Raw genomic sequence first — 17,778 nt, 5'->3', positions numbered from 1 at the left:
GTCACTCCAGATGGGCCCGCAGGGCCGCGAGCGGGCCGTCCCAGTCGCGCGCCAGCGCGGCCAGGAACCGCTGCGCCACCCGCATGGGCTCGGTCTCCACGCGGTAGCGCACCCGCCGCCGTTCACCCGGTTCGGCCACCACCAGTCCCGCCTCGGCGAGCAGCACGAGGTGCTTGGCGATGCCCTGCCGGGTGATCGGCAGCCGCCCGGCGAGATCGGTCGCGGTGGCCGGCCCCCGCTCGGCCAGCGCGGCCAGGATGGCCCGCCGGTTGGGGTCGGCCAGCGCGGCGAAGACCGCCTCGGCGACCGTCTCGGGCGACGCGTCAGCCATTGACGTAGGCGACCAGTTCGTCGAGCTCGCTCTTCCAGCCGCGGGTGTTGCCGTCGTACGCCTTGGCGTGTTCGTCGTGGTCGAGCTGGGCGAAGCCGGTCTCGACGACGGTCAGGCTGGTGCCCTCGGCGTCGGGCGTGAGGGTGAACTCGACGTAGGTCCGGCGCGGGTCGTTCTCGGGCAGGCCGTAGATGTGCCACGAGTAGGCGAAGACCGACTGCGGGTCGAGCCGTTCGACGCGCAGGCGGGCGGTGTCGCCGCTCTGCCAGCTCAGCTCGACCGTGCCGCCGACCTTCACCTCGCCTTCGGCCGCCTCGCCGAACCAGGTGCCGAGCCCCTCGGCGGTGGTGATGGCGGCCCAGACCTGCTCCTGCGGGCGGCCGATGTGGACGGTGCGTTCGATCCGATCGGGAAATGCCATCGGAACCCCTCCGTTTATCGCAACCATTTGGTTGCCACTAATGTATGGCAACCGAATGGTTGCGTCAAGCGTGAAGGCGACCAGCACCACGAGGGAGATCACGGTCGCCCCCGCGAACACGGCCCGCACGCCCCAGATCTCGGCCGCGCCCCCGGCCAGCGCCGCGCTGATCGGGATCACCCCCCAACTGATCATCCGGGACGCCGCGTAGACGCGTCCGAGCAGGTCGGGCGGGGAGAGCCGCTGCCGGATCGTGGCGACGAGGATGCGCCAGACGCTCGACCCGGCGCCCGCGACGAGCGCCCCCGCCACGACCACCCAGACCGGGGCGCCGACCGCGACCGGCGCGACCAGCAGCACGGTGCCGACGGCGTCGGCGATCAGCAGCCGGATCACGCCGAACCTCTTCGTGAGGCGGTCGACCACGGCCGAGGCGACCAGGCCGCCGACGGCCATGCCGGTGAGGATCAGCCCGTATTGGGCGGGGGTCAGGCCGAGGGGGCCGGGGGTGACGGCGTACACGACGAACAGGGCGGTCGAGACGGCCCACGGGATGTTCATCGCGGCCGTGAACAGGGTCAGGCGGCGCACGACCGGCTGCCGCCACAGGTGCCGGAACCCGGCGGCCACCCGGGTGTCCCCGCCGCCCGCCGGGCTCCGGCGCAGTGCGAGCAGGGCGAGGCCGGCCACGGCCAGCGCGTAGAGGCCCGCGCTCAGGGCGGTCGCCAGCACCAGGCTGACGGCGGCCAGCAGGCCCGCGAGCGGCGGTCCGGCGAGCTGGTTGGCCAGGTTGACGGTCGCCTCGATGCGGGCGTTGGCCCGGGTGTGGCCGTCGGGCCCGACGACCAGCGGGATCGTCGAGGTCAGCGCGGTGTCGACCAGCGTCTCGGCCGCGCCGAGCAGGATCGCGGCGGCGATGAGGCCGCCGAGCGACAACGTCCCGGTGAGGAACGCGACGCCGACCCCGGCCAGCAGCAGGGCCCTGAGCAGGTTGACCCCGCCGAGCAGCAGCCGCCGGTCGACGCGGTCGACGATCCAGCCCGCGTGCAGGCCGAAGACCGGCCAGGCGAGGGTCAGCGCGGCCGTGACCATCGCGACGCCGCCCGGCGAGGCCCCGACGCCGAGCGCGAGCAGCGGCAGCACGAACAGGGCGATGCCGTCGCCCAGGTTGGCCGCGCCGGTGCCGAACCACAGGGCGTTGAACGATCGACCCATCCGATTCTTACCTTTCAAAGGCATTTGATCGGTCATAGCGTGCGGGCCGACACTCTCACCTGTCAACGGTGTTTTAATGGTGAGATGACAACGGTCGAGCTAGTGGGCAACACGTTCTGCCTCGACTTCGCGAACACGGTCAACACGCGTCCGGTGGCCCGTCGCGACTGGCTGAACACTCCCGAAGAGGCCCGCACCTGGGCCGACGCGACCGGCCACCCGCTGGAGGAGATCGGCGACCTGGCCCCGGCCCGCGAGTTCCGCGAGACCGTCTTCCGGGTCTTCCAGCCCCTCGCGCACGGCGCGGAGGCCCCGCAGACCGACCTCGACCGGATCGTCGCGGTCTACGGGCAGGGCGTGACCCGGGCCCGGCTCGGCCGCGACTTCCGGCTGGCCTGGCCGCCGCCGCGCACGATCGAGGTCCTGACGTGGGAGGTGGCCGCCTCGGCGATGGAACTGCTCACGCACGGGCCGCTCGACCGGCTCGGCGAGTGCCCGTCGTGCTGCTGGTTGTTCCTCGACGTCAGCAAGAACCGGCGGCGGCGCTGGTGCAGCATGACCACGTGCGGCAGCCGCGACAAGTCGCGCCGCTACTACGCGGGCGTCAGGCCCGCCGGAAGCGCGAGCCCCACTCCCTGACCTGCTCGGCCAGCTCAGGGGGGTGGACGACACGGAAGTCGGCCCCCACGATCCCCAGCGCCATCGTCGGCCAGTCGAGGGTGTTGCTCGTCATCACCATCCGGCAGCGCGTCTCGCCGATCGCCTCGATCGTGCACCACCGCCCGATCCGTTCCCGCACGGCGTCGGCCGGGGCCTCGATCAGCGCCTCCACCGCGTAGGGGGCGGGCTGGTTCTCCAGGCCCTCCTGGACGAACGCGGCGGCGTCGGCGGCCGGCAGGTCTCTGGGGCGGAACCGGGTGCCGGTCTTCTCCGGCCCGGTCATCCGGTCGACGCGGAAGCTGCGCCAGTCGTGCCTGGTCAGGTCGTAGGCCACGAGATACCAGCGGTAGCCGGTGCAGACGAGGCGGTGCGGCTCGGTCAGCCGCTCGGACTCCCGGCGGTCGGCCGCCGTGTAGGAGAAGCGGAGTTGCTCCTGGTCCCGGCAGACCAGCGCGACCAGCGTCAGCACGTCGGGGTCGATGCCCGCCCGGGGCGAGCCGCTCCAGCCGCTCGGCACGGTCATCGTGCGCAGCGCCTCGACCCGGTGCCGCAGCCGGGCCGGCATGACCTGGACGACCTTCGCGAGCACCCGTACCGACGACTCGGCGATGCCCTCGACGGCGCCCTGCGCGGCGGCCTGGAGGCCCACGGCCAGGGCGACCGCCTCCTCGTCGTCGATCACCAGCGGGGGCAGGGCGGCCCCGGCGGCCAGCTGGTAGCCGCCGTCGACGCCGCGTTGCGACTCGACCGGGTAGCCCAGCTCGCGCAGCCGGTCGACGTCGCGGCGCAGCGTCCGGACCGAGACCCCGAGCCGCTCGGCCAGTTCGCCGCCGAGCCAGTAGCGCCGGGTCTGGAGCAGGGAGAGCAGCCGCAGGGTCCGGTTGCTGGTGTTCGCCATGGTTCGATTCTGGCCGTCGTACAGGACAGGAAGTGGCCGCTATTGGCGACAAGCTGGATCCATGAGCGAACGAGACGACCTTCTCTCCACCCTGGCCACGCACCGGGACTTCCTGCGCCACACCGTCCAGAACCTGACCGACGAGCAGGCCGGCCTGCGGACCACCGCGAGTGAACTGTGCCTCGGCGGCCTGATCAAGCACGTCACGTCGGTCGAGCGCGGCTGGGCCACGTTCATCGTGCAGGGGCCCTCGGCACTCGGCGACTTCACCGCCATGACCGACGAGGACTGGCAGCGCCGTGAGGAGGAGTTCCGCATGCTGCCGGGCGACACCGTCGCCGGAGTCCTGGCCGCCTACGAGAAGGTGACCCAGGAGACCGACGAGTTGGTTAGGAACCTTCCCTCACTCGACGCGGCCCAGCCGCTTCCGAAGGCCCCGTGGTACGAGGAGAACACGTCCTGGACGGCCCGGCGGGTGCTGCTGCACGTCATCGCCGAGACCGCCCAGCACGCGGGGCACGCGGACATCATCCGCGAGTCCCTCGACGGTCAGAAGACCATGGGTTAGAAGTCGTCGGCGGTGCGCATCCGGTCGCGCACCCAGACACCCGCCTCCTTCAGCCTGGTCGTTCCGGTGTACGGACCGCTGGAGCAGGTCCCGGTGGTGAAGACGGCTCCCGTGCGGAAGTCGTCGGAGAAGTTCCAGTTGACCCAGCTGACCTTCTTCTGCGCCATCAGGTCGAGGTACTGCTGGGCCCTGCTGAAGTTGTTCGGCCCGTCACCGGACGCCTCCTGGGTGCCGAACTCCGAGACGAACATCGGCAGCAGGTCGGCGGCCCGCGACAGGGCGTTCAGGTACTGGGTGCCGTGCGAGGCGGCGTAGAAGTGGAAGACGTACATGATGTTCGTGCCGGAGACCGGGTTGGCGCGGATGTTGTCGGTCTGGTCGCCGGGGCCGGAGACGCCGAGCGACGACCAGGCCGGGGTGCCGACCAGGACGGGCGCGTCGGGGTCGTACTGGCGGATCGTCGGGACCAGCGAGTTGGCGTAGTTGCGGATGACCGACCAGGTGACGCTGTCGCCGTTGGGCTCGTTGGCGATCTCGTACAGGACGTTCTTCTTGGCGTTGTGACGCTGGGCGATCTCGGTGAAGAAGGTCCGGGCCCTGGTCAGGTTGTAGTTGGGATCGCCCGGGGTGAGCATGTGCCAGTCGACGATGGCGTACATGCCGCGGGCGGTGGCCATCTCGATCAGGTTGTGCACCCGGTCGGTGTAGAGGCGCGGGTTGGTCTCGTAGCCGCCCTCCTGGATGTACATGGAGATGCGCAGGACGTCGGCCTTCCAGTCGGTGGCCAGGGCGTCGAGCGAGGCGGTGTTGAGGCACTGGTTGTACCACTGGATGCCGTGGCTGCTCATGCCCCTGAGCTGGATCTGCTTGCCGGCCTCGTTGCACAGCTTGACACCGCAGACGCGCAGCTGGCCGTTGGCGGCCACGGGGGTGCTGCCGCCGGTCGACGACTCGGTGTAGACCTCGAACTCCCACAGGGAGTAGCCCCACTGGGTGGCGCGGGTGGTGCCGTACATGCGGACGTAGCGGCCGGCGCCGGAGACGGTGAGGTCGTCGGTCGCGCCGTTGCCGGTGGTCGTCGAATAGAGGCTCGACCACGTTGCGCCGTCAGGCGAAACTTCGATCCGGTACGCCGACGCGTAGGCCGTCTCCCAGGTCAGCTTGACGCGGGAGATCGGATACGAGGCGCCGAGGTCGATCCTGATCCACTGCGGGTCGACACCCTCGGCCGAGGCCCAGCGGGTGGCGGTGTTGCCGTCGACCGCCTTGCCGGCCTCCAGGCCGGTCCCCTCGATCGACGACGACGTGGCGGGCTTGCCGGTGGAGATCAGGACGGGTGCGGCGGCGGCCGGCGCACTGACCGTGGTCAAGCCGGTCAGTATGAGCAGGGCGACGAGCGTGCTACGTAACATAGGCGCTCCTAAGCGAGTAGTTAGGAAGGTTTCCTAATTTGACGTGGAGCGTAAAACAACGTCAACCAACACGCAAGCGCTTCGAGTAGTTGATCATTCAACAGATCGCGGTCATTCGGTCGCTGTCCGCTTTCTGGCACGAAGTGTGACTTGTCGGTGCCGATCGGGGCACCTGTTGTCAATCAGTGACAGACATGATCATGGGAGATGTGTTCAGGTCCTGAATGCGATAAATGTTCTGCATGAAAACGAGGCTGCTTCGCTTTTTAAGCGCTCCCCTCCTCGCCATCTCCCTCGTGCTCTCGGTCTTCGGCGCGCCGGCGCGTGCCGCGACCGACCTCGAACTCGCACAGGAGTGGCTGACCACTTGGAACACCTACAAGTTCACCCAGGTCGCGAATCCGCTGCCGGAAGGCCGGTCGCGCGCCTCCCAGAGCATCTCCATCGTGATCAATGCTCCGCGGAGCCAGGTCTTCTGGGCCTACTCGAACTTCAACAACCACATCGGCGCCAACCCGGTGCTGGAGCGGGTCGTCACCCATAGCGACACCACGAGCTACGGCGTCGAGGCCAGGCGGCTCACGGCCATCGAGGTCATCCCGATGGAGCCGGCCCCGCTGACGCTGAACACCCACGCCTGCCAGAAGCTGCACCTGGCGGACTACTACTACACGGTCGACTCGTGGTCCACGGGCAACATCGTGACCCACCAGAAGATCACGTTCGAGAAGGTCACCGGCAACAAGACCAAGGTGACCGAGAACCTGACCTTCGAGACCCCCACGGAGCTGATCGACCTCGCGCTGACCTCCGGCGTGCAGGCCCACCAGGGCATCCAGACGGTCCTGAAGCAGCGCATCGAGAGCGGCGCCCTCTAAGTCCTCCCCCGGCGACCGCCACCTGGCAGCGGTCGCCGCACTCCGTTTTCCGTCGACCTGGGTGGAGAAGATCCAGGTCATGGACGGTATGGGGCGAAGAACACTATTCGCGGGCGCCGCGTCCCTCGCACTGGCCGGCTGCGCCACGACCGAGGCGAGCCTGCGGGCCGTGCCCGTGGCCACCGCGTCCCAGGGCTACCCCGGCTCGCCGAAGGCGGCCTTCGACCGCCTGATGACGGGCAACCGTCGCTGGATCACCGGCGCGCTCCAGCACCCCGACCGCGACCCCACCCGCCGCGAACTGCTGGCCGCCAAGCAGAAGCCCTACGGGGTCGTGTTGTCGTGCATCGACTCCCGGGTGCCGCCCGAACTCGTCTTCGACACCGGGCTCGGCGACCTGTTCGTGATGCGCACCGGCGGGCAGGCCATCGGGCCCGTGGTGACCGGTTCGGTGGAATACGGCCCGATGACCGGCGGCACCCCGTTGATCGTGGTGCTGGGTCACCAGCGGTGCGGGGCGGTGGAGGCGGCGTACCTGGCGCTGAAGGACGGCAAGCCGCTCCCCGGGAACCTGCAGGCCATCGTCGAGGCGCTGCGGCCCGCCTACGAGGCGACCACGCGGGAGGGCAGCGCCGACCCCATCGAGGCGATGACGAAACACCAGGTCACGCTGACCGCCGACACGCTGCGCGGGAACGGCGGCCTGGGGCCGCTGGTGACCGAGAAGAAACTGGCGGTGGTCGCGGCCTACTACTCCCTCGACACGGGGGAGGTCGAGGTGCTCAACGGGACGCCCGGCTGATCGCGTCGAGCAGGACGCGGGCTTCCAGCGTCACCCGGCTGCCGCCCTTACGCGCCGCCGCCTCGGCCAGCCCTGGGATCTCAGCCTGGGCTCCGGCCATGAGCGCGGCCTTGGCCGCGACCGTCAGCAACTCGGCGAGGCCGGTCAGCGGGCGGTCTCCAGCCTTCGGCAGCAGCGCGGGAATCGCCTCGGCCAGCAGGGCCCACATCTCCTGATGGGCCCCGGACTGGGCGAGATCGTCGAGGGCCGGGATCACCCGGCCGAGTTTCACGACGTCGGCCCTGACCAGCTCCGCCAGCGCCCAGCCGAAGTCGGCGCCGTCGAACTGTCCCCGCGCGATGAGGATCTTCATCGCCTCGGCGGCTTCGGGGCGTTTGCGGCCCAACGCCGTCACGATGGCGCCCGCGGTGGCCCGGCCCACCGGGCCCTCTCCCTGGACGAGAACGGTCAGCACCCGCGTCTCATCCGTCGTGCGCGCGGAGAAACACTCGAGCAGGTGGGCGGCGATCGACTCCCGGTGCGACGGCGTGATCGACGGCCACCACGCCAGGTGTTCGGGGTAGGAGGCGTAGGGGCTCTCCCTCGGTTCGAGCGTCCACAGGCCGGCGATCGGTTCGGGCAGGCCGGGAGTGCCCGGCCGCATGCGGGTGTGCAGGGCGGGCACCTGCCGGTAGTCCTCGTAGGCGACGCAGCGCCTCATGGCGAGGATGCCGCACTCCGTGATCGGGTCGGGCGGGCCCTCGCGCAACCACGCGGCCAGTCGCCGGCCCGCCGGTGAGGTCAGCGTCTCGGCGCGGGCGACCACGTCGGGGTCGGCGGAGCGGGGCAGGCGCAGGAGCGCCTGGCCGAAGTCGAGCGGGAGCGGTTCGTTGTCACCCAGCGCCTCGAGGCGGTCGACCAGCGTCGCCGGATCGACGTGACCGGTGGAGGAGGTGGGGGTGGCCAGCAGCACCGGCAGCGTGCGGCCCGACTCCAGCAGGGCGATGAGCTCGCGCATCCGATCAGGGAACACCCGGTCGGGCAGGGGACGGAACCGGTCGTAATCGCGGCGGTATTCGCCGACCAGCCGGGACAACTCGGCGCTCTCCCAGGGAGAGACGACCGCGCCCACACAGTCGCGCAGCAGCAGGCGGGGATGGTAGCTCGTGAGGCTGTCGCCACGGAGGAAGGCGCGCCCGCCGCTCGCTTCCCACCAGGGCCGCAGGGCCTCGGCGGTAGCGGCGCGGTCGTGATGGGTCAGGGTGACGAGCGCGGCGAGAGCCGGTTCGACGTCCATCGGCCCGGACGACCGCGCCGAGCCCAGCGCGGCGATCAGCTCGGCCGCCGAGACGATCGGCGGGGGCGTCTCGGGCAGCGAGAAGGTGATCTCCAGGGTGCCGGGCACGGGCCGCTCCGCCGGGGGCGGGGTGGCGACCTCACCGAAGACGGCGGCGATCTGGGTGCGCAGATCCCACGGCAATTCGCTCGCGGCCTCGCGGATCGTGGCGAACGCGGCCGGGGTGGCGTGGGGGGCGAGTTTGCGCGCGAGCCGTACCGAACGGGCGCGAAGCGCATGGTCTTCCTGACCGAAGACCAGGGCGAGCGCGGCGAGCGCGCCGTCGGCCCGCTCCGGGGTCGCCGTGGCGATCCACCGCACGGCGGTCGTGACGTGGGTGCGCTCCGGCCGGAACGCCAGCGCGCCGACCGTCTCGGCGAACAGGTCGGGGGCCAGGCCGACGGCGTCGTCGTAGCGGCGCAGTTCGTCGGCGGCCAGCCGGGCCAGCGGGGCGGCGGCGACCGGCAGCACCCGGACCAGGTCGACCACCGGCAGCTCGGCGTGGGTCGGCGCGAGCCGGTTCCACAGGTGGACGAACGGTTCGATGTCGCGGCCCTGCCCATGGGTGAGGAAACGGGCCGCGCAGCCGTCGATCAGGGTCTGCCGCTTGAGACGCCCCTCGGCCGCCAGGTCGGCCAGCACACCGATGACCGGCATCGGGCTGCGATTCCGATCGTGGGCCAGCGGCGCGGCGACGCCTTCGGCCTGGAAGAGCCGGGCGACCATGAGGTCGAGGAAGAGATGGTCACGGACGAGGCCGATCCCCGCGCCGTTGCGGATCTCCCGGTAGAGGTGCCAGAGCCAGCCCACGACGAAGGCGTCGTTCTCGGGTGGTTCGATGCCCGTCTCGATCGCCAGGCAGGCGGCCAGGTCGAAACCGGGGCGGCCAGCGAGGGTCTGCCAGCCTCTGACCCTGCTGGCCCGCAGGCCGTTGACCAGCCGGTGGGCGAGGTCGCGGCGCCATTCCTCGGGCCGGTCGCGCAGGACGTCGAGGATGCGCTCGGCGTCGGCCTCCGGGTCGTCCGGCTCGCGCAACTCGCGGCGGTCGAGCCACGCGGCGACCTGGGCCGCGCCGGGGAGGCAGGCCGCGCCGGCGACGCGGAACGGGTGCGGGGTGATCGCCCAGCGGCCCTCCGCGCGCAGCCGCCCGGCCAGGTAGCCGGGCAGTTCGGCGGCCACCGCCTTGCGGTCGACGTCGCCCATCGGGAACGTGTGGTCGCCGCCGTGTTCGATCCAGTCGCGTGCCCGCTGCCAAGTCATGCGCCGCACGTTAGAGATCACCACCGACAAACCGCCCCACTCGACCGTAAATTGACCCCATGGACCTTGAAGCCCGCGCCTCCGACCAGGACCGGGAGACGACCGTCGGCCGCCTCCAGCAGGCCTACGCCGACGGACGACTGGCCGCGGACGAGATGGAACAGCGTGTCGAGCGCGCCCTCACGGCCGTCTCGCAGGGCGACCTGGCCGCGCTGCTGGCCGACCTGCCCGAACGGCCCGGGGAGACGGTCACCGTCTCGACGAAGGCGGGCAAGATCCTGCGTACCGGGCAGTGGCGGGTGCCGAAGGTGCTGCGCATCGAGTCCGTCTACGGCAACCCGCACCTCGACCTGAGCGAGGCGGTGATCGAGCACGCGGAGGTCACCTTCGACCTCCACCTGAAGTACGGCTCCGCCGAGATCCTGCTGCCGCCGGGCGCGACGGCCGACACCGACGGCGTGCGTTGCGAGTGGGGCAGCGTGGCCTCCGACGTCCCGGGCGCGCCCCGGCCGGGGTCGCCGCACGTGCGGGTGATCGGGGAGGTCGGCTACGGGAAGGTCCGGGTGCGTTACCGGGGCGCCCGCAGGCGGCGGTGGTTCACGCGGGGCGGCGGGTCATGAACACGTCGACGTCGTCTTCGGCGTCGAGGGTGAACCCGCGGCGTTCGTAGAGGCGGCGGGCCGGGCTGCCCCGGAGCACGTTCAGCCGGACCACCACGCCGTCGCGGTCGCAACGTTCGAGCAGCCGGTCGAGCACGGCCGAGCCGATGCCGCGCCCCTGCAGGGCCGGGTCGAGATAGAAGTGTTCGAGCCAGACGACCTCGCCGTCGGGCCGCAGCGCGACGCAGCCCGCGAAGGCGCCGTCGACCTCGATCGTCCAGGTGTGAGCAGGGACGAAGCCGTCACGCAGACGCTGCCGCACCCGCCGTTCGTCGTAGCGGCCGAGCCGTTCGAGGTCGGCCCGCAACACGACGGCCCGCAGTTCGGCCACGGCCTCGACGTCGCCGGGCGACGCCGGCCTGAGCACCCAATCGGTCAGGATGCGGCCGAGGTGGTAGTCGATCGTGCGCCGCACGTCGGCCCTGGTGCGGCGGCGGTGGAGCAGGTCGAGGCCGAGCCCGCTCACGCCGCCGACGAGCAGGTCGGCCTCGTGGGCGACGTCGATCGAGGGCTTCGGCCCGGCCGCCGTGATGAGGGCGGCGACCAGGTCTTCGAGCGGGCTGTCGCCGGGCAGGAAGACCTCGGCCAGGGCGGGGTCGGTGAGGCTGCGCGCGTAGTAGGCGGTCAGCACCCGCAGGCTCGTCTGCCGCTGGTCGTCGAGCGGCAGCAGTTCTTCGAGGGTGGCCCGCAACACCGCGCGCGGATCGGCGGGGTCGCGCAGCGCGGCGATGCGCTCCCGGGCCCGGCGCTCGTTGTCGCGGTGCAACATCCGCAACGCGGTCACCAGCAGGTGGTGCTTGTCGGCGAAGTGATACTGCACGACCCGGGGCGACACCCCCGCCTCGGTGGCGATCTCGCGCACGGTGGCCATCTGGAGCCCGCGTTCGGCGGCGATCCGCCAGACCGCCTCGACGATCTGCCGCCGCCGCCCGGCCGGCTCGGGCTCGGCGGGCGCCGGGACCGGCGGATCGCGCCGTGAGCGGTAGGCCCGGGCCTGGCACGCGCGGGAGCAGTAGACCGGCCGGCGCCCGCGGGCCGGGGGCCTCAGCACGCCGCGACAGACCCGGCACGTCATTTCGTCACGCACCCGGCCAGCTTAGATTGCGTGACGTATTCGTTGCCACACCGGGTTTCCCGCTGCTGTCATTGATACGTCCGTACCGCAGAGGAGGGAATGTGAACGAGGCCTGGTATCGGCTGGCGATGCTGCTCACGCTCGTCGTAGGGGTTTGGGAGGGGCCGATCGCGATCATCTTCCGGGTGTTCACCGACAAGGGCCCGAGCTGGCTCGTGGCGGCCAACTACCTGCCCGAGCCGTGGTGTTACGTGGTCGCCGTCGCGGCGGCGGCCGTCGCGTTCGCGGTGATCGCCGTGCTGGACGTGCGACACAAGAAGGCAATTAGTCACTGATTTTGACTGTCATGATTAGTGACTATATGGTTGGATTCATGACGACAGTGGAAATTACCCGGTTCCGGGTCTCTCCCGAGCGCACCGCCGACCTGCTGGCCTCCCGCGCCGGAATGGTCGCCGACTTCGAGGCCGACCGCGAGGGCTTCCTGGGCGCGAAGCTCATCGAGTTGCCCGGCGGCGAATGGCTCGACGTCGTCGAGTGGCGCTCCCCGGCCGACTTCGCCGCCTCCCGGGCCAAGGGCGGCAACCTGCCGGGCATCCAGGCCTTCTTCGCCGCCATCGACGAACTGGTCTCCTCCGAAGAGGGCACCCTGCGCTAGCCGCCGATGAGCTGCCGCGACCGTTCCCACAGGCGACGGCCGAGCTCGGGGTCCCGGGCCGCCGCCGACAGCGGCACCACGACGGGGTGGCCCGATCGGCCGCCCCGGCCGTCGGGGCCGACGTACGACCCGGGCGCGAGGCCGGGCTCGGTCGCGGCGAAGAGCTGGGGCAGCGCGCCCATCTCGGGGCTCTGGGCGAAGAGCCGGCCGGTGACGCGCATGACCACGCCCATCAGGCCGCTTCCCTTGCTCTGCATCGGCGTGTTGCTGTAGCCGGGGTGCGCGAGCACGCTGGTGATCGGCGACGCCGCCGCCTCCTCGCGCCGGGCGAGCTCCACCGCGAAGACCGCGTTGGCCAGCTTCGAGGCCGAGTAGGCCGCGAGGGGGCTGTACTTGCGCGTCCAGGCGACGTCGTCGAGATCGAGTTCGGCCTTCTCGTGCAGGTACGACGTCACGGTCACCACCCTCGGGGCCGGCGACCGGCGCAGCGCGGGCGTGAGCAGCTCGGTGAGGGCGAAGTGGCCGAGGTGGTTGGCGGCGAAGTGGCGCTCCGCGCCCAGAGCGGTCACCGAGTGGCCGACCATCGAGATCCCGGCGTTGTTGACCAGCACGTCCACCGGTTCCGAGCCGATCTCGGCCGCCGCCCGGCGGATCGACGCGAGGTCGAGCAGGTCGACCCGGCGCACCGCCACGTCGGCCCCCGGATGGGCCCGCCGCAACGCGGCCGCCACGTCTTCGCCGCGTACGGCGTCCCGGACGGCCAGCAGCACCCGCCCGCCGCGCGCCGCGAGTTCACGGGCCGTCACCAGCCCGAGTCCGCTCGTCGCCCCCGTCACCACGAAGGTGCGGCCCTTCTGGTCGCCTATGCGGTCCGCGGTCCACTTCATCTCTCGTTCTCCTTTTCTCAGCAGGTCAGGAACGCGGAAAAGGTAAACCTTGCCATTAATGTGAAGGTCAAGAGACTGGGTGAGGAGAGCGATGAAGATCGGTGACCTGGCCGCGAAGACGGGTGTCGCGCCGCGGCTGCTGCGCTACTACGAAGAGGTCGGCATCCTGCATCCGTACCGGAGCGGCAACGGATACCGCGCCTACGGCGAGCCGGCCGTCGAGCGGGTCCTGCAGATCCGCGAGCTGCTCGAATCCGGTTTCACCACCGACATGATCCGCGAGATCCTGCCGTGCCTCGACGACCCGCGCCCGGCGGAGTGCGTGGTGAAGGTCGATCTCGACGCGCTGCGCCGCCAGCTCGGCAACGTCGAACGCCGGATCGACGTGCTGCAGCGCAACCGCGACGCGATCAAGACGTACCTCCAGATCTGGGAGGAGACCTCGGGCGTAACGTCGGACTCATGAGCGAAGTGCGGGTACGCCGGGTCTACGAAGACCCGGCCGACGACGACGGCACCCGGGTGCTGGTCGACCGGCTCTGGCCTCGGGGGCTGGCCAAGGCCACTGCCGACCTCGACGAATGGTGCAAGGAGATCGCCCCCTCGGCGGAGCTGCGCACCTGGTATCACCACGACCCCGACCGTTTCGCGGAGTTCGGCCGCCGCTACCGGAGCGAGCTGACCACCCCCGAGCGGGCGGCGGCGGTGGCGCACCTGCGGGAACTGGCCCACGACGGGGTGCTGACCCTGCTCACCGCGACCAAGCAGGCCGACGTCAGCGAGGCGGCGGTGCTCGCCGACCTGCTCCGGTCCGCCGGCTAGGCGACTCCGTCGTCGAGATACCAGCCGTAAGGACTGGGAGACGCCCCCGCCGCCGTGCGCGGGGCGTAGTGGCGACTGTGCAGGGAGGCGACCAGCTCGCCCCTGCTGTGGGTGCCGGTCTTGGTGAAGACCGCCTTCAAATGATCTTGTACGGTGAACGGCGAGATGCCGAGGTCGGCGGCCATCTGGCGGGTGCTGCGCCCCTGCGCGGCCAGCGCCGTCACCTCCCGCTCGCGCGCGGTCAGGTCGTAGGCGCGGGCGATGACCTGCCCCAGCACCGCCGGGCGGGCGCCTTCGACGATCAGGGCCACCCGGTCGGCTGAGCCCTCGATCGGCGAGCCGTGCAGCACCACCCACCGGCCGCCCCGGGACGGCAGCGCCGCCGTGGCCGGGCGGTTCCCGGCCCGCGCCGCGGCCGCCACCGACCAGACCGCGCTCGGGATCCGGCCGCGGTCGTCGACGGCGTCGAGCCAGGCCCGCGCCTGGGTGCTGACCGTCTCCACCACACCCCCGGCCCGGACGACCAGCATGCCGGGCGGTTCGTCGTGCCCGCCGGCGACGTCCAGGGCGGCGCGCAGCAGGGTCAGCCGGAACAGGTCGGCGATCAGCGGGACCGCCCCGGCCAGCAGCGTGAGCTCGACCGGTCCGAACGGCGGCGAAGGCGTGCGCCGGTAGAGGGTCAGTGAGCCCCAGCAGCCGTTGCGCGAGCGGAGCATCACCCGGGCCTCGTCGCCGAACCCGAGGTCGCGCAGCAGCGGCTCGTAGCGGGCCGCCGCGCTGATCCGGCCGCCGGTCGCCTGGTGGAGACCCGCGACCGGGACGGCGGCGGAGGCCAGCCGGGCGTAACCGTTGAGGTCGGCGTCGCGGAACTCCAGGTCGAAGATGACCCGCTCGCGTTCGCCGCCGCCCTCCTGGTCGATCCCGGTGACGAAGCAGCTGGTCCACAACAGGGTGGCCGGATCGACCGTGGAGATCGCGGCGACGTCGTAGCCGACGGCCCGGCGCAGCAGCCGGTCGAGTTCCGTGCGCACCTCGGTGAGGTCGCCGCCCCGCACCGCGAGCCGGCGCAGGCCATCGTGCAGGTCCATGTCCGCAGAATCCCCTGTACGCCGCCCGCCCGCCACCCCCGTGTTCACGGGATACCGCCCGCCGGGCGCCGTCTCCTACGTTCCCGGCATGACCAGAGACGACCTGTTCACGCACATCCACAAGGCCCTGCGCCGGGGCCTGTTCGAGGTCACCATGCAGGCGGGGGCCACCGACTGGACCAACGTCGGCGAGGTCGACCAGCTGGCCGCCCGCTGGCGGCCCCTGCTGGCCCTGCTGCGTTCCCACACCGAGCACGAGGACCGGCACATCCTGCGGGTCCTCGACCCCTACGAACACCAGGCCACCGAGGCCATCGCCGAACAACACGCCGACCTGGAGGAACTGGAACAACACCTGGCCGACGCCTTCGAGGCCCTCGTCGTCCGCCCCGACCCGGCGGCCGGCCTCGCCTTCTACCGCGACCTGGCCCGGTACGTGGCCGCCTACCTCCCCCACCTGCACGAGGAGGAGACGGTCGTGATGCCGCGCATCTGGGCCCGCTGCACCGACGAGGAGATCGCCGCGGCGCGGGCGGCGTTCATGGCCGAGATGACCCCGCAGATCCAGGCGATCAGCCTGGAACTGATGTTGCCGTCGCTCGACCGGCCGACCCGCGCCGGGCTCGTCACCCGGATGGCCGCCACCGCCCCGCCCGAGGCGATGGCGGGCGTGCTCGCCATCGCCGACCGGGTGCTCGGCCGCGACGACGCCGCCGTGCTGCACACCCTCGTGGGTCAGGCGTCGACGACCTGACCCCCGGTTGACTTTGTCCCAAGCATTGACGCACCATGTTGCTACAAAGCTTGCGACAAAGGAGACCGTCATGTCCCGTGAGCCCTTAACGGACGCGCCCGAGGCCGCTCTGCGCGAGGCGGAAACCTGGCTGGCGCAGCACGACCTGGCCGACGCCCGCCCGACCCCGCTGCTGGCCCACCGGCTGCACGCCCGGAGGTACGCCCGCCTCGCCGCCTCGGTCATCCTGGCCGTCCTGATCCTCGGGAGCGCCGGGGCGGCGACGTACAGCAGATTCGGCCCCGAATCCGCCCGCCCGGTGTCGCTGGTGGCCCTGACCGTGCTGGTCGCCGGCCTCCTGCTGGCCCAGTTCCTGCTCGACCGGTGGGTGCGCCGGGTCGACCGGCGGGCGGGCGCGACGTTGTCCCGCAGGGCCGCCCACCTGATCCAGCCCGGCTGGCGGACCGTGCTCGGCCGCCCCTACGCCGTCTTCGCCGCCGCCGTCTTCGCCGGCTCGATGGTGCTCACCGGCAGCGCCCTGGCCCTCCCCGACGAGACCGTGCGGCGGCTGGCCGTCGTCATGCTGATCGGCCTGCTCGGCGCGAGCGCCATCTCCGCCCTGCAGCTCCGCCACCTGATCCGCCACCCGGTCGTGGCCGAGGACGAGCCGTCGCTGACCGCCGACGTGATCATGCGCGTAGAAGACGCCCGCGACCTCACCACGCCGAACGTACAGTGGACGCTCCCCATGATTCTGCTCTTCGGCACTGCCCCCGGCTGGTGGAGCGCCGCCGCACTGGGCTACCTCCTGGTGAGCCTGGGAGCGTTCATCCTGCTCCGCGCCAAGACCCCGTCGAGCACGCAGGTGGCCAGACAGTCGGTGGGCGCCCGATGATCGTCATCGACGCCACCTCACCGGTTCCCCCCTTCGAACAACTCCGCGCCCAACTGGCCAGACAGATCCACGACCGCACCCTGGCCGTAGGGGCCCGCCTCCCGACCATCCGCCACCTGGCCGCCGACCTGGGCCTGGCCGTCAACACGGTCGGCCGCGCCTACCGCGAACTGGAGGAGGCGGGCCTGATCGAGACCAGGGGCCGCGCCGGCTCGTTCGTCTCGGCCTCAGGCGAAGAGGGCCGCGAACGCGCCCGCCAGGCCGCCGCCGACTACGCGGCGGTCATCGCCAGCGTCGGCATCGACGCGACCGAGGCGCTCCGCATCGTCCAGGCGGCTCTGCGGCCGACGGCGCCGAGTTCCCCCTGACCGCTTGAGCCGGTCCTCAAGATCCCCCGCATCCGACCACACCGCGAGCGGAGGAGCCGCCGTGTACGGCTGTGTCCTGCTGGTGACCGCACTCTGGGGCTACCGCTCCTTCCTCGGCATCCCCGCCCTGGGCTGGTCTGACGTGACATGGGCCGGCGTGATCGTCCTGCTCCTCGCCTCCGCGACGGCGGCCGCGACCGTGCGACCGTGGGGCGACCGCATCCCTGCTCCCGCGCTGTCGGCGGCGGTGTGGGGGATGGCGGCGCTGGCGCTGGTGGGCAGCTCCATGGCGCTGCTGAACCTGATCGAGCTGCGCTTGTGAGCGGGGTGTTGGCGACTATTGGCGTGTTCAGCGGCGTCGCTACGGCCGCAGTGTCTCACCAACTGAGGACTCGGCCTTCATGCGTTCCGACGCGGCTTGCCGCCGGCTGAAAATCATCCGCCGCGATCCACGGAGGAGAAGGCGTAACACCCCGAAAACGAATGCGATCTGGAACAGTGCGGAGCACATGTTCAGGAGGTCGCCCAACAATTCCCGGCCGCTCTCACGTGCCCATTCCGCGAGCAGGGACGTGGCGATGACACCCAGCACGTACCCGAGCATCACCAACGCCTCGTTGTCCCTGCCTCGCATGAGTTGATCATAGAAGTGGCACCGAGAGCCTGCCGACAGAGTCCGGTCCTTGGCATTCGAACCGCGCCGCTTCGCAATTGATGCGGCGCATCCGGTTGAGAGTCAGACGGCATGGCCGTTTCCCAGCAATCCGCTCGATGACAGGATGACGAAATGGCCGACTTCGAGAAGTCTCACCTGAACCTGCGCCTGACACTAG

The 17,778-nt window shown here is 71.1% G+C and carries 22 protein-coding genes; 13 read left to right on the top strand and 9 right to left on the bottom strand.

Translation table 11 applies throughout. The annotated features are described in order from the left end of the window. Position 1 precedes the first annotated feature (1 nt). Positions 2-331 carry an ArsR/SmtB family transcription factor gene (locus AW271_RS33880; protein WP_062341699.1) on the bottom strand — a complete coding sequence of 110 codons (330 nt, stop codon included), beginning with the start codon at positions 329-331 and terminating at the stop codon, positions 2-4. Continuing rightward, positions 324-1,967: an MFS transporter gene (locus tag AW271_RS33875; RefSeq protein WP_062341698.1), complete on the bottom strand. Its 1,644-nt coding sequence runs from the start codon at positions 1,965-1,967 to the stop codon at positions 324-326. The genes AW271_RS33880 and AW271_RS33875 overlap by 8 nt, the downstream gene beginning before the upstream one ends. An 84-nt stretch (positions 1,968-2,051) precedes the next feature. On the opposite strand from AW271_RS33875, the gene AW271_RS40975 reads away from it, so the two are divergent. Then, complete coding sequence (locus AW271_RS40975; protein ID WP_083977622.1) at positions 2,052-2,606, top strand: CGNR zinc finger domain-containing protein; 555 nt, start codon at positions 2,052-2,054, stop codon at positions 2,604-2,606. Here AW271_RS40975 and AW271_RS33865 read toward each other — a convergent pair. Continuing rightward, a complete protein-coding gene (locus AW271_RS33865; protein ID WP_062341696.1) occupies positions 2,572-3,525 on the bottom strand; it encodes a helix-turn-helix transcriptional regulator in 954 nt (317 codons plus the stop codon). The genes AW271_RS40975 and AW271_RS33865 overlap by 35 nt on opposite strands. A 61-nt stretch (positions 3,526-3,586) precedes the next feature. Here AW271_RS33865 and AW271_RS33860 point away from each other — a divergent pair, with 61 nt between their 5' ends. After that, the gene (locus tag AW271_RS33860; protein ID WP_062341695.1) at positions 3,587-4,093 is read left to right on the top strand and encodes a DinB family protein; all 507 of its coding nucleotides are present in this window, start codon (positions 3,587-3,589) and stop codon (positions 4,091-4,093) included. Here AW271_RS33860 and AW271_RS33855 read toward each other — a convergent pair. Next, positions 4,090-5,505 (bottom strand): cellulase family glycosylhydrolase, encoded by a 1,416-nt coding sequence (locus AW271_RS33855; protein WP_062341694.1) that lies wholly within the window; start codon positions 5,503-5,505, stop codon positions 4,090-4,092. The genes AW271_RS33860 and AW271_RS33855 overlap by 4 nt on opposite strands. A gap of 242 nt (positions 5,506-5,747) precedes the next feature. On the opposite strand from AW271_RS33855, the gene AW271_RS33850 reads away from it, so the two are divergent. Next, positions 5,748-6,383: a hypothetical protein gene (locus tag AW271_RS33850; RefSeq protein ID WP_062341950.1), complete on the top strand. Its 636-nt coding sequence runs from the start codon at positions 5,748-5,750 to the stop codon at positions 6,381-6,383. Positions 6,384-6,471: 88 nt separating this feature from the next. Next, a complete protein-coding gene (locus AW271_RS33845; RefSeq protein ID WP_218008247.1) occupies positions 6,472-7,185 on the top strand; it encodes a carbonic anhydrase in 714 nt (237 codons plus the stop codon). Here the strand turns inward: AW271_RS33845 and AW271_RS33840 are convergent. Further along, the gene (locus tag AW271_RS33840; protein ID WP_062341693.1) at positions 7,166-9,760 is read right to left on the bottom strand and encodes a DUF6493 family protein; all 2,595 of its coding nucleotides are present in this window, start codon (positions 9,758-9,760) and stop codon (positions 7,166-7,168) included. The two genes, AW271_RS33845 and AW271_RS33840, sit on opposite strands and share 20 nt — an antisense overlap. 59 nt (positions 9,761-9,819) lie before the next feature. Between AW271_RS33840 and AW271_RS33835 the strand changes: the two genes are divergently transcribed. Beyond that, positions 9,820-10,380 carry a DUF1707 SHOCT-like domain-containing protein gene (locus tag AW271_RS33835; RefSeq protein WP_062341692.1) on the top strand — a complete coding sequence of 187 codons (561 nt, stop codon included), beginning with the start codon at positions 9,820-9,822 and terminating at the stop codon, positions 10,378-10,380. Here AW271_RS33835 and AW271_RS41735 read toward each other — a convergent pair. After that, positions 10,358-11,506 (bottom strand): GNAT family N-acetyltransferase, encoded by a 1,149-nt coding sequence (locus AW271_RS41735; protein WP_157554911.1) that lies wholly within the window; start codon positions 11,504-11,506, stop codon positions 10,358-10,360. The genes AW271_RS33835 and AW271_RS41735 overlap by 23 nt on opposite strands. A gap of 89 nt (positions 11,507-11,595) precedes the next feature. Between AW271_RS41735 and AW271_RS33820 the strand changes: the two genes are divergently transcribed. Continuing rightward, positions 11,596-11,829, top strand: coding sequence for a hypothetical protein (locus AW271_RS33820; RefSeq protein WP_062341691.1), 234 nt, complete (start codon positions 11,596-11,598; stop codon positions 11,827-11,829). 38 nt (positions 11,830-11,867) lie between these two features. Further along, positions 11,868-12,152: an antibiotic biosynthesis monooxygenase family protein gene (locus AW271_RS33815; protein WP_062341690.1), complete on the top strand. Its 285-nt coding sequence runs from the start codon at positions 11,868-11,870 to the stop codon at positions 12,150-12,152. Here the strand turns inward: AW271_RS33815 and AW271_RS33810 are convergent. After that, positions 12,149-13,039 carry an oxidoreductase gene (locus AW271_RS33810; protein WP_062341689.1) on the bottom strand — a complete coding sequence of 297 codons (891 nt, stop codon included), beginning with the start codon at positions 13,037-13,039 and terminating at the stop codon, positions 12,149-12,151. The two genes, AW271_RS33815 and AW271_RS33810, sit on opposite strands and share 4 nt — an antisense overlap. 91 nt (positions 13,040-13,130) lie before the next feature. On the opposite strand from AW271_RS33810, the gene AW271_RS33805 reads away from it, so the two are divergent. Both AW271_RS33805 and AW271_RS33800 read left to right on the top strand, forming a co-directional pair. After that, a complete protein-coding gene (locus AW271_RS33805) occupies positions 13,131-13,505 on the top strand; it encodes a MerR family transcriptional regulator (protein WP_062341688.1) in 375 nt (124 codons plus the stop codon). Then, on the top strand, positions 13,502-13,861 hold the full coding sequence (locus AW271_RS33800; RefSeq protein WP_062341687.1) for a DUF488 domain-containing protein: 360 nt from the start codon (positions 13,502-13,504) through the stop codon (positions 13,859-13,861). Before AW271_RS33805 ends, AW271_RS33800 begins: the two co-directional genes overlap by 4 nt. Here the strand turns inward: AW271_RS33800 and AW271_RS33795 are convergent. Then, positions 13,858-14,949 carry a helix-turn-helix transcriptional regulator gene (locus tag AW271_RS33795; RefSeq protein WP_062341686.1) on the bottom strand — a complete coding sequence of 364 codons (1,092 nt, stop codon included), beginning with the start codon at positions 14,947-14,949 and terminating at the stop codon, positions 13,858-13,860. The genes AW271_RS33800 and AW271_RS33795 overlap by 4 nt on opposite strands. Between AW271_RS33795 and AW271_RS33790 the strand changes: the two genes are divergently transcribed. From AW271_RS33790 to AW271_RS33775, 4 genes are all read left to right on the top strand, one after another. Further along, positions 14,948-15,703 (top strand): hemerythrin domain-containing protein, encoded by a 756-nt coding sequence (locus AW271_RS33790; RefSeq protein WP_083977618.1) that lies wholly within the window; start codon positions 14,948-14,950, stop codon positions 15,701-15,703. The genes AW271_RS33795 and AW271_RS33790 overlap by 2 nt on opposite strands. Positions 15,704-15,773: 70 nt before the next feature. Then, complete coding sequence (locus AW271_RS33785; RefSeq protein ID WP_062341684.1) at positions 15,774-16,577, top strand: hypothetical protein; 804 nt, start codon at positions 15,774-15,776, stop codon at positions 16,575-16,577. Then, positions 16,574-16,945 carry a GntR family transcriptional regulator gene (locus AW271_RS33780; RefSeq protein ID WP_062341683.1) on the top strand — a complete coding sequence of 124 codons (372 nt, stop codon included), beginning with the start codon at positions 16,574-16,576 and terminating at the stop codon, positions 16,943-16,945. Before AW271_RS33785 ends, AW271_RS33780 begins: the two co-directional genes overlap by 4 nt. 61 nt (positions 16,946-17,006) lie before the next feature. After that, positions 17,007-17,267 (top strand): hypothetical protein, encoded by a 261-nt coding sequence (locus tag AW271_RS33775; protein WP_062341682.1) that lies wholly within the window; start codon positions 17,007-17,009, stop codon positions 17,265-17,267. A gap of 39 nt (positions 17,268-17,306) precedes the next feature. On the opposite strand, the gene AW271_RS33770 is transcribed toward AW271_RS33775, so the two are convergent. Beyond that, the gene (locus AW271_RS33770) at positions 17,307-17,579 is read right to left on the bottom strand and encodes a hypothetical protein (protein ID WP_062341681.1); all 273 of its coding nucleotides are present in this window, start codon (positions 17,577-17,579) and stop codon (positions 17,307-17,309) included. Positions 17,580-17,778: the final 199 nt, after the last annotated feature.

The organism is Herbidospora sakaeratensis, from assembly GCF_001570525.1.
GTDB classification, from domain to species: Bacteria; Actinomycetota; Actinomycetes; order Streptosporangiales; family Streptosporangiaceae; genus Herbidospora; species Herbidospora sakaeratensis.
The sequence above is the reverse complement of the archived record's forward strand: the minus strand, read 5'-3'. Positions and strand labels throughout refer to the sequence as shown.

Bases quoted from the DNA above. Each gene is read 5' to 3' on its own strand.
- AW271_RS33880 (WP_062341699.1), bottom strand. From the start codon at position 331: ATGGCTGACGCGTCGCCCGAGACGGTCGCCGAGGCGGTCTTCGCCGCG.
- AW271_RS33875 (WP_062341698.1), bottom strand. From the start codon at position 1,967: ATGGGTCGATCGTTCAACGCCCTGTGGTTCGGCACCGGCGCGGCCAAC.
- AW271_RS40975 (WP_083977622.1), top strand. From the start codon at position 2,052: ATGACAACGGTCGAGCTAGTGGGCAACACGTTCTGCCTCGACTTCGCG.
- AW271_RS33865 (WP_062341696.1), bottom strand. From the start codon at position 3,525: ATGGCGAACACCAGCAACCGGACCCTGCGGCTGCTCTCCCTGCTCCAG.
- AW271_RS33860 (WP_062341695.1), top strand. From the start codon at position 3,587: ATGAGCGAACGAGACGACCTTCTCTCCACCCTGGCCACGCACCGGGAC.
- AW271_RS33855 (WP_062341694.1), bottom strand. From the start codon at position 5,505: ATGTTACGTAGCACGCTCGTCGCCCTGCTCATACTGACCGGCTTGACC.
- AW271_RS33850 (WP_062341950.1), top strand. From the start codon at position 5,748: ATGAAAACGAGGCTGCTTCGCTTTTTAAGCGCTCCCCTCCTCGCCATC.
- AW271_RS33845 (WP_218008247.1), top strand. From the start codon at position 6,472: ATGGGGCGAAGAACACTATTCGCGGGCGCCGCGTCCCTCGCACTGGCC.
- AW271_RS33840 (WP_062341693.1), bottom strand. From the start codon at position 9,760: ATGACTTGGCAGCGGGCACGCGACTGGATCGAACACGGCGGCGACCAC.
- AW271_RS33835 (WP_062341692.1), top strand. From the start codon at position 9,820: ATGGACCTTGAAGCCCGCGCCTCCGACCAGGACCGGGAGACGACCGTC.
- AW271_RS33815 (WP_062341690.1), top strand. From the start codon at position 11,868: ATGACGACAGTGGAAATTACCCGGTTCCGGGTCTCTCCCGAGCGCACC.
- AW271_RS33810 (WP_062341689.1), bottom strand. From the start codon at position 13,039: ATGAAGTGGACCGCGGACCGCATAGGCGACCAGAAGGGCCGCACCTTC.
- AW271_RS33805 (WP_062341688.1), top strand. From the start codon at position 13,131: ATGAAGATCGGTGACCTGGCCGCGAAGACGGGTGTCGCGCCGCGGCTG.
- AW271_RS33800 (WP_062341687.1), top strand. From the start codon at position 13,502: ATGAGCGAAGTGCGGGTACGCCGGGTCTACGAAGACCCGGCCGACGAC.
- AW271_RS33790 (WP_083977618.1), top strand. From the start codon at position 14,948: ATGTCCGCAGAATCCCCTGTACGCCGCCCGCCCGCCACCCCCGTGTTC.
- AW271_RS33795 (WP_062341686.1), bottom strand. From the start codon at position 14,949: ATGGACCTGCACGATGGCCTGCGCCGGCTCGCGGTGCGGGGCGGCGAC.
- AW271_RS33785 (WP_062341684.1), top strand. From the start codon at position 15,774: ATGTCCCGTGAGCCCTTAACGGACGCGCCCGAGGCCGCTCTGCGCGAG.
- AW271_RS33780 (WP_062341683.1), top strand. From the start codon at position 16,574: ATGATCGTCATCGACGCCACCTCACCGGTTCCCCCCTTCGAACAACTC.
- AW271_RS33770 (WP_062341681.1), bottom strand. From the start codon at position 17,579: ATGCGAGGCAGGGACAACGAGGCGTTGGTGATGCTCGGGTACGTGCTG.